The sequence below is a fragment of the Photorhabdus laumondii subsp. laumondii genome (assembly GCF_003343245.1).
GTDB lineage: Bacteria > Pseudomonadota > Gammaproteobacteria > Enterobacterales > Enterobacteriaceae > Photorhabdus > Photorhabdus laumondii.
This window is the reverse complement of the sequence record NZ_CP024901.1, coordinates 1,571,967-1,589,048: the sequence shown is the minus strand read 5'-3', so window position 1 is coordinate 1,589,048 and position 17,082 is coordinate 1,571,967. Positions and strand designations below refer to the sequence as shown.

At 46.2% G+C, this 17,082-nt stretch carries 2 protein-coding genes; both read right to left on the bottom strand.

All coding sequences use genetic code 11. The features are described 5' to 3' along the window. Positions 1 to 232: 232 nt before the first annotated feature. Complete coding sequence (rtxA, locus tag PluTT01m_RS06920; protein ID WP_011145660.1) at positions 233 to 11,251, bottom strand: MARTX multifunctional-autoprocessing repeats-in-toxin holotoxin RtxA; 11,019 nt, start codon at positions 11,249 to 11,251, stop codon at positions 233 to 235. Between the two features lie 611 nt (positions 11,252 to 11,862). Then, on the bottom strand, positions 11,863 to 16,989 hold the full coding sequence (locus PluTT01m_RS06915) for a C80 family cysteine peptidase (protein WP_049789759.1): 5,127 nt from the start codon (positions 16,987 to 16,989) through the stop codon (positions 11,863 to 11,865). Positions 16,990 to 17,082: the final 93 nt, after the last annotated feature.

Sequence of the window (17,082 nt, the reverse complement as noted above, 5' to 3'; positions counted from 1 at the left end):
TGGTTATTATGGGTAAAAACAACCTTTTTAGCGCTCAATAAACATACAAAAGAGATATCAAAACCTATCCATAAAATCATATTGAATATGTGAAATTATCAACATCCGTGTGGCGATTAATTTTTTATACAAAGCAGAATCCCGCCCTGTCCGTTACTTAGCATTAAAAAAGACCCATCGAATCGGTGAGCCTTTTTTATTATTCATTTTAACTTTTATTTTTGCGAATTAATTACGCAAACTGCACCTTACCCTCAGTGGTATCTGCCCACGCCGTTGCCATGACGATTTTCGCCTGACTCGCCAGATTGTCAATAAAACCATTATCCCCCACAGTGGGTGCAAAACTGCTCATTGCCTGGATTAAGGTATCAACTGCATTATCCGACAGCGCAGTAAACTCACGCTCTCCCAAGGCATTCTTATCCCCCATCCGCATCACCAGTTTGGCACGGTTACCATTAAAGTAATCACTAAAGGTGACTGAACCTATTGATTCAAAGATACCCTGCGCGGTTTTATCCTGTGTAGGACGGTTTACTGATAACACCAGATCATATCCACTGCGCTGGAACCACAAATCTTGCCAGTCAATATCGTTAAAGGCAATCATATCTTCCGCATTGATATCATCAACCTGACTGTCAATCACCTGGCCACTGACCACAAAGCTGTCTACCCCTGCACCACCCTGGAAATGGTTCTGATAACCGCCCAGCACTAGCAGATCCTGACCCTCTCCGCCATCAAACTGGCTGAACTTCGAAATAGTGGCCGCTATCAGGTGGTCATCACCTTCTCCGCCATTAATTACCGCATGATAACCCATCAGTTTAATAACATCGTCACCCGTGTTGCCATCAATTCGATTGTCATTACCAAACACCCAACCAAAGTCATGGCCTGCCCCCAATTCAACCCAGTTGTTATTACCGATGGTCACGGCATAATCCTGATCTTCGCCGGTCTCCACCCGGTTGTAGTTTCCCGCAGTCACAACATAATCATACCCGCTACCGGCATCAATCAGCCCGCCTTCACCAAAAACAAATGTCTGGTCATTACCTTCACCCATAAAAGCATAGTTAATCCGCCCGGCTATTACCGCGGTATCATCCCCATGACCGCCAAACATCCAGTTTTCACGCCCCATCAGGACACCCAGATCATTGCCTTCCCCGCCAGTAAAGAGGTTGGAAATACCGATGGCGTAATAAACATCCTCTCCACGTCCCCCCCAGAAGTTGTTGTTATCGCCCAGATAAGCACCGAGATCTTTACCGTCACCGCCCCAGTTGAAGTTATAGTTCCCTAACGAGATATGGATATCGCCATCATCATGCAAATGACCACTGTTACGCAGGAAATCAAACGTTTTCTGCTCCATATTGAGCAGATCGGCGGTGAGATTCTCTTTCAGATTGGTCACTAATGACCTCATCTCTTCTTGTTTATTTCTGTTAAATATCGTCGCAAACAGGTTAGGTAAGTTCAGCGAATGAAAGCCCAATGCCCGCTCTGGTTTGTTATCAACCTGACTATTCCCACTGTTGATAACACCCGGCACACTTTCTTCCCGATTTTCATCAGGCGCTTTCTCTTTCAGCCCATGACTGATAAGAAATGATTTAATACCATCAGCACCCATATCGATGTGCTGTTTCAACCCCTCAATCCATTTATCCGGATCAGCGAAGACACGGAATTGATCCCCCCCAAACTGCTTAATCATTTCCAGCATCTCTCGCAAAATCGCCGTGCCATCAACCGGCTCGCCAGTACGGGCAACAATCTGCCCTTCCGGCGTGCAATCCACACCAAAAATATCCGCTAATGTGGTCTCTGCATTCACACTGGCTAACCGACCCAACAGTTTGTTTTTAAGCTGGCGCGGTAAGTCCTGGGGCTTGTAGGTAAAGGTTGTCTTCGCTATACCCGTTGCTGAATATTGCTGCGTCATCAGGCCAAACAACGAACCTAGGTTGGTATCCAGAATCGATTGAATATGGTCACCGAACATAAAGTTCCAGCTACCAGTTGTGACCTGAATGTCCGCCCCTCGACCACCTACTGCAAAATTGAAAATCAGTTTTTCATTGGCCTGACGGAATTTATCCACACGGCTCATTTTACTGGTATCAATATCATTGCTGTTATCACTCAACCATCGGTGGTATTTTTTGTTCAATGCTGTTTCTGTGTCACTTTTCAAACCCCGGCTACTGCGCTCGTGCTGCGCATCCAGATCAACCAATGTCTTGTAATCCACACTACTGGTTTGGTCTAAACCCGACATGTCACGCACAAATTTTTCCGCACCCGATAACGTCCACTGCTGATCCTGCACCGCTAACCAGTTCTGCTCTTCACCAGAACGAGCAATAGACTTTAGTACACCGGAAATACGCGCAGTACCATCAAATGGATTAACCAGCGGTGGTGTAGAGAGGGATTTATCCATCATGACAATCAGGTCATTACTGCGCCCTTGGTTGAAACTGATGTTACGAGTACCAATAAACACCTGCGCCCCTTCGAAAGCCTGATAACCACCCAGATTAACACTGTGCTTACTGTCACCCTCCCCAATGTGCGCCATCACATTGTTGTCACCAAAAGCCAGTGACTTAAAGCCGCCCGTACCCACTTTGATACCGACGTTCGAGGTTCCCCAGTTGATCGCGGTAAATTCACCATCACCCACGTTTACCTGTATATTCCCGGCGTAACTCAGCGGCTTATCCGATTGAGGATTTGAACCGGGCTCTATCCTGTTTTTGCGCTTCCTTGGCGCGATGAAAACATCATGGTTATCCGCAATTGCCCCTCTGGTTACTGAATCAGCTTCCGTGTACCCCACCCGGGCAAGGTTGATATCGCTTTCAGCCACCCCACAACGCTCCCTCTCTGTTGTGGCCGTGAGTTCCCCCTCTTCATTCCAGCACAACACCTGTTTGTTATCGTCCAATCTGTTAACCCACTGATAATTTTTATCACGGGTAAATTTACGACCTGTTGCATCAACAGCCACGTCACTTCGGCGTACTGAAACCTCGCTACGGATACCCTGTTTATCTAAAGCAAACATAAAACGGTAGGCAAAACCATTCTGCTTATCATCACTTATCAGTGAACAACCCACGATGCTGATACGCTCAGGTTTACCTGCCTGCTCAAAGTCCTGACTGAACTGTTTTAGTTTGATTGCCAATTCATCAGCACGGTAACCACTCAGGCGCGTATTATTTTGTGTCGATTCGTCGCGGCCATGCCCCACAATTTGCCAACGCAACTTGCCTGACAATCCGGCAGGATCACCATCAATGACATGATATTTGCCATCCGCATCCAATTTAACCACCACGCTGGAATCCGGGTGTTTACCCGCCAGATTGATCGCGGCTTTTGCCACGATCGGGTCATCTTCCATCTGAATAATGATCTGGCCATCAAAACGCGTCCCACGATTGTCATTCTTTTGCTGCGAATTCTTCACCCTATCCTGATTTTTATCTTCTTTAAAACCATATAGTTCGTTGTTAAAGAATCGGGTCACTGGGTTTAAAGCGGCTTTATCCTGCGGTGAAGTACCACCATCCTTAATGAATAGCGACTCTGACGTTCCATTTTTGCCCGATAACGCCTGTAATGCTTCTACCGGAACATCGTTCCGTTTTCTCTCAGGGGTATTTTCTCGATAAAAGTGCAGAGTTTTCTCAAATGCGCTATTTAATGCCTGATTTATCCATCGTTCTCCCTTATCTCCGGCAATATCCATCAGATCCATATAACTGGCAGTGTAGTGTTGTAGTACCTGCCGACGCTCATCACTGGTCGCCTGCAACGCTTTGTAAACCACCAAACTCTCATTAACCGAATGGCCGCCATCAAACACCAAAAACGCCAACGTATTAAGGTATGCCTGCTCCTGCGAGAAAGTGGGATCTTGACGGGCAATATAGTTATTGAGGTGAACCATGATATTAGTCGAGCCCGATGCCCCCGTTACCACAGAATGCCCTTGCGCCAGAGCGTTACGTTCAAGCACGGTTTCCTGTCCGGGCGTCAGCACACTGCCTGCCGCCACCTTTCTGCCAGACAGGAAATCGTCATACTGATCACCAGATGGCTGGTAGGGCAGTGCAATACCATAATCGTTGGTTTGCTGGTCAATTAATTCCACTGTGTGGGTCACATCAGCACGATGAGTTAATGTATTACTGGTCGAACGGGCCTTATAGATCTCACCTCGATAGAAAATATCCGCTTCCGCCTTCCATTGAGATAAATGTAACCCCATACCATCCGTGTTCGACATTTTTACCGCCAGAAACGGAATTTTGATCATTTCAAACCCGTTATCCACCTTAGTCATCATGATCTTAAAGTTATCCAAGGTCGGTTTTTGCAAGAATGTAGTCAGTTCTGGCACCCGGCTGAACCAGGGGCGGATATCCTTTTTAATTTTTTCGGCAAAAGCGTGCATCCTGATAGCCATCTGCCCGTTAGTAATCTGTCCGTCGCGGATAGTTGAGCTAGCAGTATTTTGCATATACAACTCAAACTCCTGCACCAGAAACTGACCTATCCGCTTGGAGACGGCTATCGCATCCGGTGACGCGGTTTTCACCAACGTATGGGCCACTTCAGAATCAAAACGACGGCCAAATAAGTTATCAATATATTGGGTAGTCGACTTTTTTTTGTGAGCATCAGCCTGTAATGACAGTACCAAAGCCTGTAGCTCCGGGTATGCCTGTAGCTGGCTGGCAGCATCATTAAATAACTTGATAGTTTCCTTCGAGGTGACTTGCCCGATGAGCCAGAGTCCCCTGGCCTGTTCAATCAAAGGCATCGCTTCCGGGATATTTGCGGCTTCCAACCGGCTCATAAAAGCAATCAGACTTTCACTTTCGGTCTTAGGCGCTTCCCGTTCAGCGGTTGAATTCGCTCGGGTCAAGGGGGTAATTTTCCACTCAATAAGATGATTAATTTCGTCTTGGGTGACACTTCCTTTTAAACCGACCACCCGGCCGGTTCCATCAAAGATGACGCGTTGACTAAGTTGTTCAGCACGCTGAGGCGACACGGCAATCCCAAGCACCTTTGCGGATTCGGCACGCTGGGCCTGCAAGTACTCCATTACCCGGCCCATCCTAAAACGTATTAAGTTCACTTGATTGGCGCGTAGAGCAAATTCCTTTGGGCTATGCTGTTGCCAGTCAGCTATCACCTGTTCAAACTGCAATACATGTTCCTCATCGAAATGACTCATCGTTTTATAGAAAATATCACGTACAGCAGTCATCGCTTGACTAAGCGGCCTTTTCTGCCCTAATGTTCGTTCATCAGGGTTGATAAACAGCTTACTGCCCTCTTTCAATAAATTAAATTTTGCACTTTCAAATATTGCGGAATTTCCCTTCTGTCCTAGCTTGATATCATCCCCCAACGATTTCAGATTAATGCCTGAAATTCGCGGCACTCTTCTGACAAATTCACCTGGACTGTTCGACGCTGGCATCACCATACTGCCAGATTGCCCTTTAGCAAATTTTGAAGCAGTTAAAACGCCGGTATTTTCCGCATGAATACTGGCATTTATCTTTAGATGATCAACCAATTGTTCAACACTATCCAGCGCCTGTAGCTCTTCTTCGCTCAGCCCCTCGTAGAATTTTTTTTCAGCTTCCGGCACCAATTCGGGATCAATATGGCTACCGGTTTCTCCCGCGCCTGTCGATTCGTAGGCTTTGCCCGATAAACCACTCCCCCCAGCACCGGTACGATCAGGTCGGGAATCGCTCTGTTTTGCTACTTTGGCATCGACTTGTACTTGAGTAATCTTACTTTCAGCCACCGCAATATCATGTTTACCCCGATATTCCGCCCCCTGATAGGCAATATTTGCGTCATTTTCCGCTTCTTTGGCTTGCTGTTGCTGCAATACCGCCTCTATTTTTCTTAATTCTGCTTTTTCCTGAGCCGCTGCAATATCTTGTTTTGCACTGACACAATGCTGCTCACTTTGTGCTACGCCGGCTTCCGCTTTCGCAACTGCTTTTTTGACTTGTTGTTGGTTATCCGCAATAGCCTGTCGGGCATTAGCTAATTTTTTCTGTGCAATAAATTTGACGTAATACAACTCATTTTGAACATGGTTCAAGAACTCGGCCGCAAACGGATTGCGCCACGGGTCACCTGATTGGCCGCTGTAACTAGCATGGTTATCAAGCACCGCCAAACCTTGCGTCATGGAAATCAATTTGCCAGTCTCCGCCTGCGCTTCTGCTTCTATCGCATTGCGTTGTGTCAGCCCATTTTGGCTAACTGCTGCCTGATCCGTTAATTCCAACTGGGATTGCGATTTCGCAATTCCTGCCAGTTGTTTCTCTTGTTCCTGTTCCAACAGTTGGCGATCTTTTTCCGCTTTTTCTTTATCGTTTAATGCATTTTGCGCCGCTTTATCCTGTTTCGCGTGTTCGGTAACCACATCGGTTTGTAGTGGGTTCTCAGATTTTGCAACAACGTTATCCAGAACATAGCCTACACCATCATTCAAACCGGTTCCTTTAAACTCAATGCGGTTGCTGCCTGCCCGTGCAATTAATTCCAGCGTTTTACTTTTCCACTCTATTGCATTGCCAGAAGCTGAGAATACCCATTGTCCATTCCAGAAAACTTCCATGCCATTGTTGATAACATAGGTATTGGAACGATGAGCAAAATCAAAACTCAGTGAAATCACTTCTCCTTCAGACAAGTTTTGCAGATCCTGGTAAATCGTGGTGTTTCTCTCCGCATCAAGTTCACTGACGCGTTCTCCATGACCGGCAATAACAAGACCATAAGCACTCGCTGAACCATACGCCTCTATACCATGAGTTGACTGCCAGCCCAGCTTACCCTGTTCAAAATCACCATTAATAATCAGATTATTATTCTGATCTGATATCGATCGCGTTTTTTGATTTAAAACACTTTCTATTACATCCACATCAGGCGTCTCTACCGCGGTCACAGTACCATTGAGACGATAATTTAAGTCTGAACTTACCGGCGCAATTGCCTCCATCTGGAAGCCATCAATAGTAGAAACTTCTGCTAAATGAATCGCCCCTCTGCCTTTATGAATGCCAAACGTGTTAACTTCCTCCCCCTGCACCAGATAGTTGATCGCCTGACTGCCCATCACACCGAGTACCGTTTGTTTGATATTGTTGAAGAAAGCGGCCAGTTTGTTGCTTTCCGTATTACTCGCGGCAACCGCCAGGCTGTAAAAATCACCCTCACCTATCTTAATCGCCACATTATTGCGCGCATAAGAGGCATTAACCGCTAAACCATGACCCACCTGAATATTGGCGTTACTCTGGCCTTTCATGACCGCCACATTCAGGCCATTGCCCACTTTGGTATTAATATTGTGCTTACCCCACGCCAGGTTAACCGAAACGCCATTACCTACGTGAGTGTTTATATTAGAGTCACCATGAGCAGCGGTGACATTTAAGCCATTGCCTACGGTTGTCGTTACGTTAGCTTTCCCTTTTGCCACCGTCACCTGCATACCGTCTCCCACTTTGGTGACAATATTGCCTTCGCTCCATAAGGCATTAAAGCTGTCTCCCTGACCTACCTGAGTAATTATGTTGGCCTTACCTTTCGCCAGCACCACATTGCGCCCGTCACCGACTTTAGTGACAACATTGGCTTTGCCCCAGGCACCGGTGTAATCGTCACCGTTACCCACATGGGTGATAATGTTGGCATCCCCCTGAACTACCGTGACTTCCTGTCCCTTCCCCACTTTGGTCATCAGGTTGGCTTGACCTTTCGCGAAATTATAACGGTCGCCATTCCCCACTTGGGTCAGGATATTCGCTTCCCCCCAAGCCGCATTCACCCCGGCACCATCGCCAATTTTGGTGATAAGATTGGCTTTTCCTTTGGCAAACCCCACCGTTGAGCCTTCTCCAATATGGGTCATCACGTTACCCACATCGGAAACAAGCAGGCCGACTGTAGTACCGTCGCCCACTTTGGTCAGAATATTGCCTTTGCCAAACAGGATACTGGCGGTTACCGCATTGCCGACATGCGTAATAACGTTCGCCTTCACCGTGGCAACAACCCCCATAAAATCATTACCCACCTTAGTAACGATATTAGCCTCACCCAGTGCTAACACGCCGGTTAAACCATCCCCCACATGAGTCATTATATTAGCCCGACCAAACATGGCCGCCAGCGTTGTCCCCTCACCCACTTTGGTCATGACATTCAGTTCACCGGCAAACAAACCGATACTGGGGCCATTACCCACATGGGAATAGATATTGGCTTTCCCTATCATTAAAGCGGCTGTCTGGTCGTTACCGACTTTGGTCAGCACATTGGCCCCGCCAATCAGGGCCGCAAAGGTATTGCCCTCCCCGACATGGGTAAAAATATTGGCTTTGCCGATCATCGCCGCCAACGTCATACCATTACCCACTTTCGTGGCGATATTGCCTTCTGCCTGCATCAGCGCAACACTGGTGCCATCCCCAATATGCGTAAACACATTGCCCGCCGCGACCATCAATGCCAGCGCATCACCGTCACCCACTTTGGTAAAGACGTTCACTGCACCGCCCATTAGCGCCCAGACATCCCCTTTGCCGATATGGGTAAACAGGTTGCCAGTACCAGTCAAGGCTGCGATAGATGTCCCCTCCCCAACTTTAGTGAAGATATTGCCTGCCGCAGCCATCACGCCCAGCGTCAAACCGTCGCCGACATGGGTCAACACGTTGCCTATGCCGAACATAATGCCGGTCGAGTCGCCACTCCCGACTTTAGTCAAGATATTCGCGCCACCCAGCATAACGCCCGTGGTATTGCCGTCCCCGATATGCGTAAGGACATTTGCCCCGCCGCCCATGACCGCCTGCGCATGGCCTGTCCCTTTTTTAGTCAGGATACTGGCACCGCCCAACGCTATTGCTGTGGTATTTGACGTTTCAGTCTCCTCACTGAGATGGCTGATAATATTGGCACCGCCAAGCATACCGGCAACCAGACTGCCCGCCCCGAGCTTAGTCAGTGCGTTAGCGCCACCTAACAGTACGGAGGAGATGCTCCCTTTTCCCGCTTGAGTGATAACGTTAAAACCGCCCTTCCCTGACCAGTTTCCATCACCATTACCTATCTGAGTATGCGTGTTATATCCGCCCAGCATCCGCACCCGGCTGCTACCGTTGCCTTTGTGGATTGAGATATTGCCATAAGCCAGCAGATGAGCCAGGTATTGCCCATCCCCGATACGCACAAGAACATTTACCGCGCCACCGGCGTAAACATCCATTTTCCCACTCTGACCCCGGTGAACCAGAACATTGGCTAAACCCGTGCCACGGAATGTCAGATCGCCCTTTTCACCTTTTTTTACAATCACGTTGGCGGCACCCGCACCGTCAAAATGCGTATCACCGAACTTTGAGTCGTGCAAAATAACGTTCGCTGCCCCCAACCCTGTGAAATTAATATCTCCCCGCGTGACATCAGATTTAATAATGTTTCCGCCCCCTGCGCCGCTAAAATAAATATTACCGGAACTATCACCGCCACTCTTTGATGATTTGATAACATCTTGCTCAAAATAGCTTTTAAGATCAGTCAAACAATCAGTAATATCATCTGTTACATTTAACTTATAGTGAAGCTCACTTACCGTATAACCAGCTCTTATTAATCGATAACCATAAGGATAGGAAAAAGTTTCATTTGCTATGCGGCCAGTATGGTCACCTTTTTTATACCAAGATCTTGCAATATACTTCAGCCTCCCTGTTTCACTATCATTCGCCAGCTTAACCTCAACCACTTTGGTATAAGGGTCCAGGAATATTGCATACACATAAGTATTCGGCTGCGTGTTTGATTTAACCGGAGAGACATCGATTTTCAGCCCATTAGAAGAAAGTGTGTCCCCTCCTATTTTGGCACTAGCCAGTATGACATCTTCCGCTTTAATATTGATCCCACGGGCATAATTCCCCCATTTATCGGTTAATAATGCCTTCACAACACCCTGTATTGTGTTTTTTTGTCGATATACCACATTAATATTGGCAAGCGTAATAGTATCGTCCCCTTTAACGGGGATAAATCCATTATTTGTATTGATATTTTCCTTAGCAATATCCTCAAGATGATCACCTTGCTTATACCAAGAAGTGGCATAATAACGGAGCTTACCGGTATCAGGATTATTTCGCAGCCGTACAGCGACAACTTTAGTATTAATATTATTGGCAATGGCAAAGAGATAAGTATCAGGCTCTACCGCGGATTTAACCGCTTTAACTTGCCGAGATTGTTGAGTCCCATCTCCCTCCATTGTTGCCGATGTCATGATAATATCTTTAGCCTGAGCAAATTCTATTTCGTTTCTCACACCTACTCGGGCAATTTTGTTATAAACCCCCGTACCGGTAAAATGAATATTACCGTGAGCAACATCAGAATAGAGTGTGTTATATCCCCCCGCACCTTCAAGAGTAATATCACCCTGTGTCTGTCCATACTTATCTTCACTGTGGCGTATACGCTCAATGCGATTCGCTGCACCTACACCACGCAAGAGAATATCACCGTTTCTACCTCTACGCACAATATGATTATCAGTACCAATACCATGCAAAATGATGTCACCGCTTTCTACCCGCGAATTGATGTTGTTTGTCACGCCTGCGCCATTAAATATCACATTTCCCTGTGAATCTTGATAACGATTAAACCAGGTACGGTCAATGTTATTGCCTGCCCCTGCGCCGGCAAAATCTAAATCTCCCCGGTTAGTTTCATGCCATAACTGATTGTATCCACCGCCGCCTTTAAAACTGCTATCACCAGATAAACCCTTACGAACCAGTTTATTATAACCGGCCACACCCGAATAATTTAAATTTCCCGTTTCACCCGTGTGATTAATAAAAACCGCACCGGCTGCCCCTGCAAATGACAGCCCGCCATTTCCCGTTTTATGAATACCGGTGTAACCTGAAGCCCCCTTTACCGCAAGGTCGCCATCTGTATGGTATACATCGACTTTAAATGAACCAACGGTAACATCATCATCTCCGCCATAAGCATAAACGTTACCACCAATACCAATAGCAGTAATACTATTATCGATATTATCATCGTCGTCGTAGTATTTTCCCGTAAATATGTACTCTGTACTTCTATTTGATGATTTACCCATAAATAGTCCTTTAATTTATTATTTGGGTTAAACAGAAAACCACGGCACCTAACGGATGTACCCGTTATTGAGAATATTTAAGTTCTCATGAAATAGTGAAATCTTCTGATTTTTAATAGCAAAAAAATTAAATAAATAAATAAATAAATAAATAAATAAACAACCATTAAAATTAACATCAGATATTGTTTGCACGAATTTATCAGACATACTCTTTTCCAAAAAGTAATTTACTAATAAAATGGATATAACAAGGAAAACGCCAAATTCAGAAAGATTATTATCGCAGATCTCTTTCTGCGATAATATTGAAAATACAGAGAAGATAATAGAGTAACAATTAAACTAAGATATAAAGGCTCGTCAATTATTTATTCCATCTCCGTAAATAACCATGCAGATTATAACCATCAAAACAGTACAAGTAAATAAAATAATAACACCTTACTTTTTTGGCAATGAAATTATAACCAATAAAACTTATTAATAAAAATAATTCTTGAACAGTGAACTATAATATAATGAATATCTATTACCCCGCAGTAAAAAAGGCTCACCGATTCTGTGAGCCTTTTTTATTATTCATTTTAACTTTTATTTTTGCGAATTAATTACGCAAACTGCACCTTACCCACAGTGGTATCTGCCCACGCCGTTGCCATGACTATTTTCTCCTGACTCGCCAGATTGTCAATAAAGCCATTATCTCCCACGGTGGGCGCAAAACTGCTCATTGCCTGGATTAGGGTATCAACCGCATTATCCGACAGCGCAGTAAACTCCCGCTCCCCCGAGGCATTCTTATCCCCCATCTGCACCACCAGTTTGGCTCGGTTACCATTAAAGTAATCACTAAAGGTGACTGACCCTGTTGATTCAAAGACGCCCTGCGCAGTTTTATCCTCAATATGACGGTTTACTGATAACACCAGATCATATCCACTGCGCTGGAACCACAGGTTTTGCCAGTCAATATCGTTAAAAACAATCATATCTTCCGCATTGATATCATCAACCTGACTGTCAATGACCTGACCACTGACCACAAAGCTGTCTACTCCTGCGCCCCCCCGGAAGTCGTTCTGGTATCCCCCCAGCACCAGCAGATCCTGACCTTCACCGCCGTCAAACTGGCTGAATTTCGACATTGTGGCCGCTATCAGGTGGTCATCACCTTCTCCGCCATTAATTACCGCATGATAGCCCATCAGTTTAATAACATCGTCACCCGCGTTACCGTCAATCTGGTTGTCATTACCAAACACCCGACCAAAGTCATGGCCTTCACCCAGCTCAACCCGGTTGTTATTCCCGATGGTCACGGCATAATCCTGACCTTCCCCGGTCTCCACCCGGTTGTAGTTGCCGGAGGTAACAACGTAGTCGTCCCCGTTACCGGCATCAATCAGCCCGCCTTCACCAAAAACAAATGTCTGGTCATTCCCTTCACCCATGAACGCATAGTTAATCCGCCCGGCTATTACCGCGGTATCATCGCCATGACCGCCAAACATCCCGTTTTCACGCCCCATCAGGACGCCCAGATCATTGCCTTCACCCCCGGTAAAGAGGTTGGAAGTACCGATGGCGTAATAAACATCCTCTCCGCGACCACCCCAGAAGTTGTTGTTATCACCCAGATAAGCGCCGAGATCTTTACCGTCACCGCCCCAGTTGAAGTTATAGTTCCCCAGCGAGATATGGATATCGCCATCCCCTTGCAAATGACCGCTGTTACGCAGGAAATCAAATGTTTTCTGCTCCATATTGAGCAGATCCGCGGTGAGATTCTCTTTCAGATGCGTGACTAAGGAGTGCATTTCTGTCTGCTTATCTTGACTGAACATCGTTGCAAACAGATTAGGCAGATTCAGAGAGTTAAAACCAAATACAGGTTTTGCTTTATCATCGGCCTGAGCACTTATTCCATTGATGCTGACTGGCAATTCTGATCCACGGTTTTCATCCGGGGCTCTCTCTTGCAGACCATGACTTTCAGCAAACGATCTGATGCCATCCCCGCCCATCGCCATGCCCGCTTTCAAACCATCAAGCAACTTCTCCGGATTTGTAAACGCTTTCAGTTGATCGCCACTAAATTCTGCAATCACGGCCAGCATCTCTCGCAGAATCGCTTCGCCATTAACCAGGTCTCCTGTACGGGAAACCATCTGACCTTCCGGGGTGTAATTCACGCCAAAAATATCCGCTAAGGTCGTCTCCGCGTTTACACCGGCTAATCGGCCCAGCAGCTTATTCTTAAGCTGACGCGGCAAATCCTGTGGATGATAGGTAAACGTGGTCTTCGCCATACCCGTTGCCGAATATTGCTGCGTCATCAGGCCAAACAACGAACCCAGGTTGGTATCCAAAATCGACTGAATATTATCACCGAACATCAGGTTCCAGTTACCCGTGGTCACCTGAATATCCGCTCCCCGGCCACCTACCGCAAAGTTGAATGCCAGTTTCTCATTGACCTGACGGAATTTATTCGCGCGGCTCATTGTGCCCATATCACTCACATTGCGGGTGAGCCACTGGTTGAATTTTTTATTCAACGTCACTTCAATATCTTGCTTCAAACCACGGCTACTACGGGCATGCTGTGAATCCAGATCAACCAGCGTTTTATAGTCCACGCTGCTGGTCTGGTCCAAACCGGACAGATCCAGCACAAATTTTTTCGCACCGGCGAGGGTCCATTGCTGATCTTGCGCCGCCAGCCACTCCTGCTTTTCACCAAAATGAGCAATACCTTGCAAGACCCCGGAAATACGGGCGGTACCATCAAACGGATTAACCAGCGGCGGCGTTGGCAGAGATTTATCCATCATCACAATCAGGTCATTACTGCGCCCCTGATTGAAACTGATGTTACGGTTGCCAATAAACATCTGCACCCCTTCAAGCGCCTGATAACCGGCAATATCGACGCGGTGTTTACTGTCGCCATTGCCGATGTGCACCATCACATTATTATCCCCGAAAACCAGTGACTTAAAGCCCCCCATACCGACTTTGACACCCACGTTTGAGGTTCCCCAATTGAGCGCGGTGAATTCGCCATTCCCCACCCCCACCTGAATATTACCCGAGTAACTTAGCCAGTTATTCGAGATATCACTTGAATCGGTCTCAATGTTATTTTTGCGTTTCTCTGGTGCAATGAAAATATCGGTATTATCCACAACCGCCCCTCTGGCCGGCATCTCCGCATCCGCCATGCCGACACGCGAAAGATGGATATCGCTTTCAGCAATATGATGACGCACGCGCTCTGAACGGGTTTCAAGTTCGCCTTTTTCATTCCAACTCAGGACGACTTTGTTATCAGCCAGCTTATGGATCCATTGACGGCGTTCATTCCAGGTAAATTTACGGCCGTCCACATCAACGGCGACTGCACTACGACGAGCCGAAACCGTCGTCTGAATACCCTGCTCCTTTAAGGCCGTAATAAAGTGACGGGCAAAACCATTTCGTTTGTCATCACTTATCAGCGAACAACCCACGATGCTAATGTGGTCTGGTTTACCCGCCTGACTAAAGTTTCGAGTGAATTGTTTGAGTTTCACGGCCAGCTCATCTGCACTGTAACTACCCAGACGAGTGTAATTCTGCTCTGATTTGCTACGACCATGCCCCACAAGTTGCCAACGCAACTTGTCTGATGGTTTAAGTTGAGATAAATCGCCGTAGACAACACGGTATTTACCCTCAGAATCAAGCTGAACCACGACACTGGAATCTGGGTGTTTACCCGCCAGATTAGCCGCTGCTTCGGCGACAGCAAGGTCATCCTCCACCTGGATAATGATCTGACTATCAAAATGCGTTTCACGGCCATCGGTTTGTGGTGTTACCTCGGCGGTTTGCCAGAGCTCAACGGGCTTATGAGCTAACTTTACCGCTGGTGCGACTTGCAAACTATTAAGCAATTGAACACGCGGCACATTGGCAACATCATTATATCTACGCAAGCCCCCCTTGGTAATAAGCTGATTCAGTAACGAAGTGCCGCCATTTTTCACCACAGCCGTTTCCAATACCTTATTTTTGCCAGATAATGCGGTTAAATCTTCCACAGGCGTGTGGCTTTTCTTTTTCGCTATTATTTCAAGCTGAGCCTCCTGAAGTGCCTGAGCATAGTTAAACAACTCGGTTGGCGTCCAGACACCAAACTTTGGCAGCCACTTATGGCCGACAAGTTTATCTGCTCCCCCTGCTTTTAATATTCTGGCAACAATGCTTGAACAGTTATTCCTCAGCAGTTGGTAATGTTCATTAGGATCATTGCTGATTTTACGCCATTTCGCCTGCATTGCCGCCACATCCAGACCTTCAAGATTAATACGAAATACGCGCCCTTGATCGGCTTCGCGGTCTCTAAAGTTCTGAATATCCGCCAACTCTCGCTCTTTAAATTGACGAATGACATTGGCAGTACGTTTTTCTATCAATTGAGGGTCTTGAACATTTTTATTGGCTTGGTATCGCAGTTCTTCCGCAAAAAACCTGCCAACATCTGCCCTCTCGTGTTCATAACCATTCCACATGTCAACAAATGGCTGGTATATCTGTTTAGGAATACCGGATGATTGCAGCAATCTAGGATCTGCCAATGCCATCATAGTAAAGTCTTCAGTAACATCTTTGAAGGCGACATCTACCCCTTGTGCCCATTCTAGCCTGCTAGTGAAACGTTGTAATTTATAGTCACCATATCTCAAACCGAACTTATCGCGCTCTTCGTAGGCGACATCTATTTCAAGGGTTCTATGATTCAACAACGGCCACCAACTGGCATAATTTCTCTTATTGATAAAGCCTGCGATGTCCGCATTAACATGCGCACGCCCCTGGCCAATTTGCATTGCGCCGTGGCCTAATAGGCTATGAGCGCTTGGTTTCCAAACAAACAGTGTGGCACTTATTGGAGATAAATATTGCTCAATCGCCTGATGGATCTTTCTTAAACCAGAGACATCAATACCTTTCCCGTCATTCGATAAATCGCTGGCTTTCAGATTCGAGAAGACGGCATCTGAAATATCTTGACCATATTCTTGAATAACCGCCGCTTTGACTTGCTCAACCGCCTTATCAGCACTTTCCGCTTTCTGATTAATATGAATATTTTCCTTACCCCGAGTAACAAAATCACCGTTTTCATCAATATAAAGGTGTTTTGAATCTTTAAGATTGGCACTGCCAAGCTGATCATACAGCCTACTGAAATCGCCTTGCCCTGGGATTTTTACGGTGGACCCAGCAAAGACCATCGACTCATTAAAGCACGTGTCAATTTGAGACAATAAGGCCCTCATCGCCGGTACACGACCTGAGTCAGGATGACCTAAGAGGTATCCTTCAACTTGTTGGCGCAAATCGGATAATTTTCTAACCACATTCAATATATAGTCTTTTCTGCCTTGTTGGATATTGTGATAACTCTCTAGCGCATCAATGACTTTTTTGTAATTATCACCACGAATTTTGCCCACCACCGATGCCGCTTCCTGAAACTCACTTACCGACATCAACTTTGGCAAGGGTTTCCAAGCGCTATCCACATTCTCCGTAAGAATTTTAGTATTTCTTTGATGATTAAATACAATCCGGTCTTCAATGAAATATAACTCATCGGGTAACCTCGTATTATCGTTACCATTATCAAACCACTGGTCGACATCGACGATTTTTTCTAAATAACGTTTCGTAATTATGCTACACATAGCCCCATCCAACCCATTGTTATACATAGAATTATGAGTGGTATAAGATGTAGCGCTATTTTGAAATCTTATTTAGTACGACAACGTTGAGCT

Excerpts from the sequence above, each read along its gene's own strand:
- rtxA (WP_011145660.1), bottom strand. The coding sequence starts at position 11,251 with ATGGGTAAATCATCAAATAGAAGTACAGAGTACATATTTACGGGAAAA.
- PluTT01m_RS06915 (WP_049789759.1), bottom strand. The coding sequence starts at position 16,989 with ATGTGTAGCATAATTACGAAACGTTATTTAGAAAAAATCGTCGATGTC.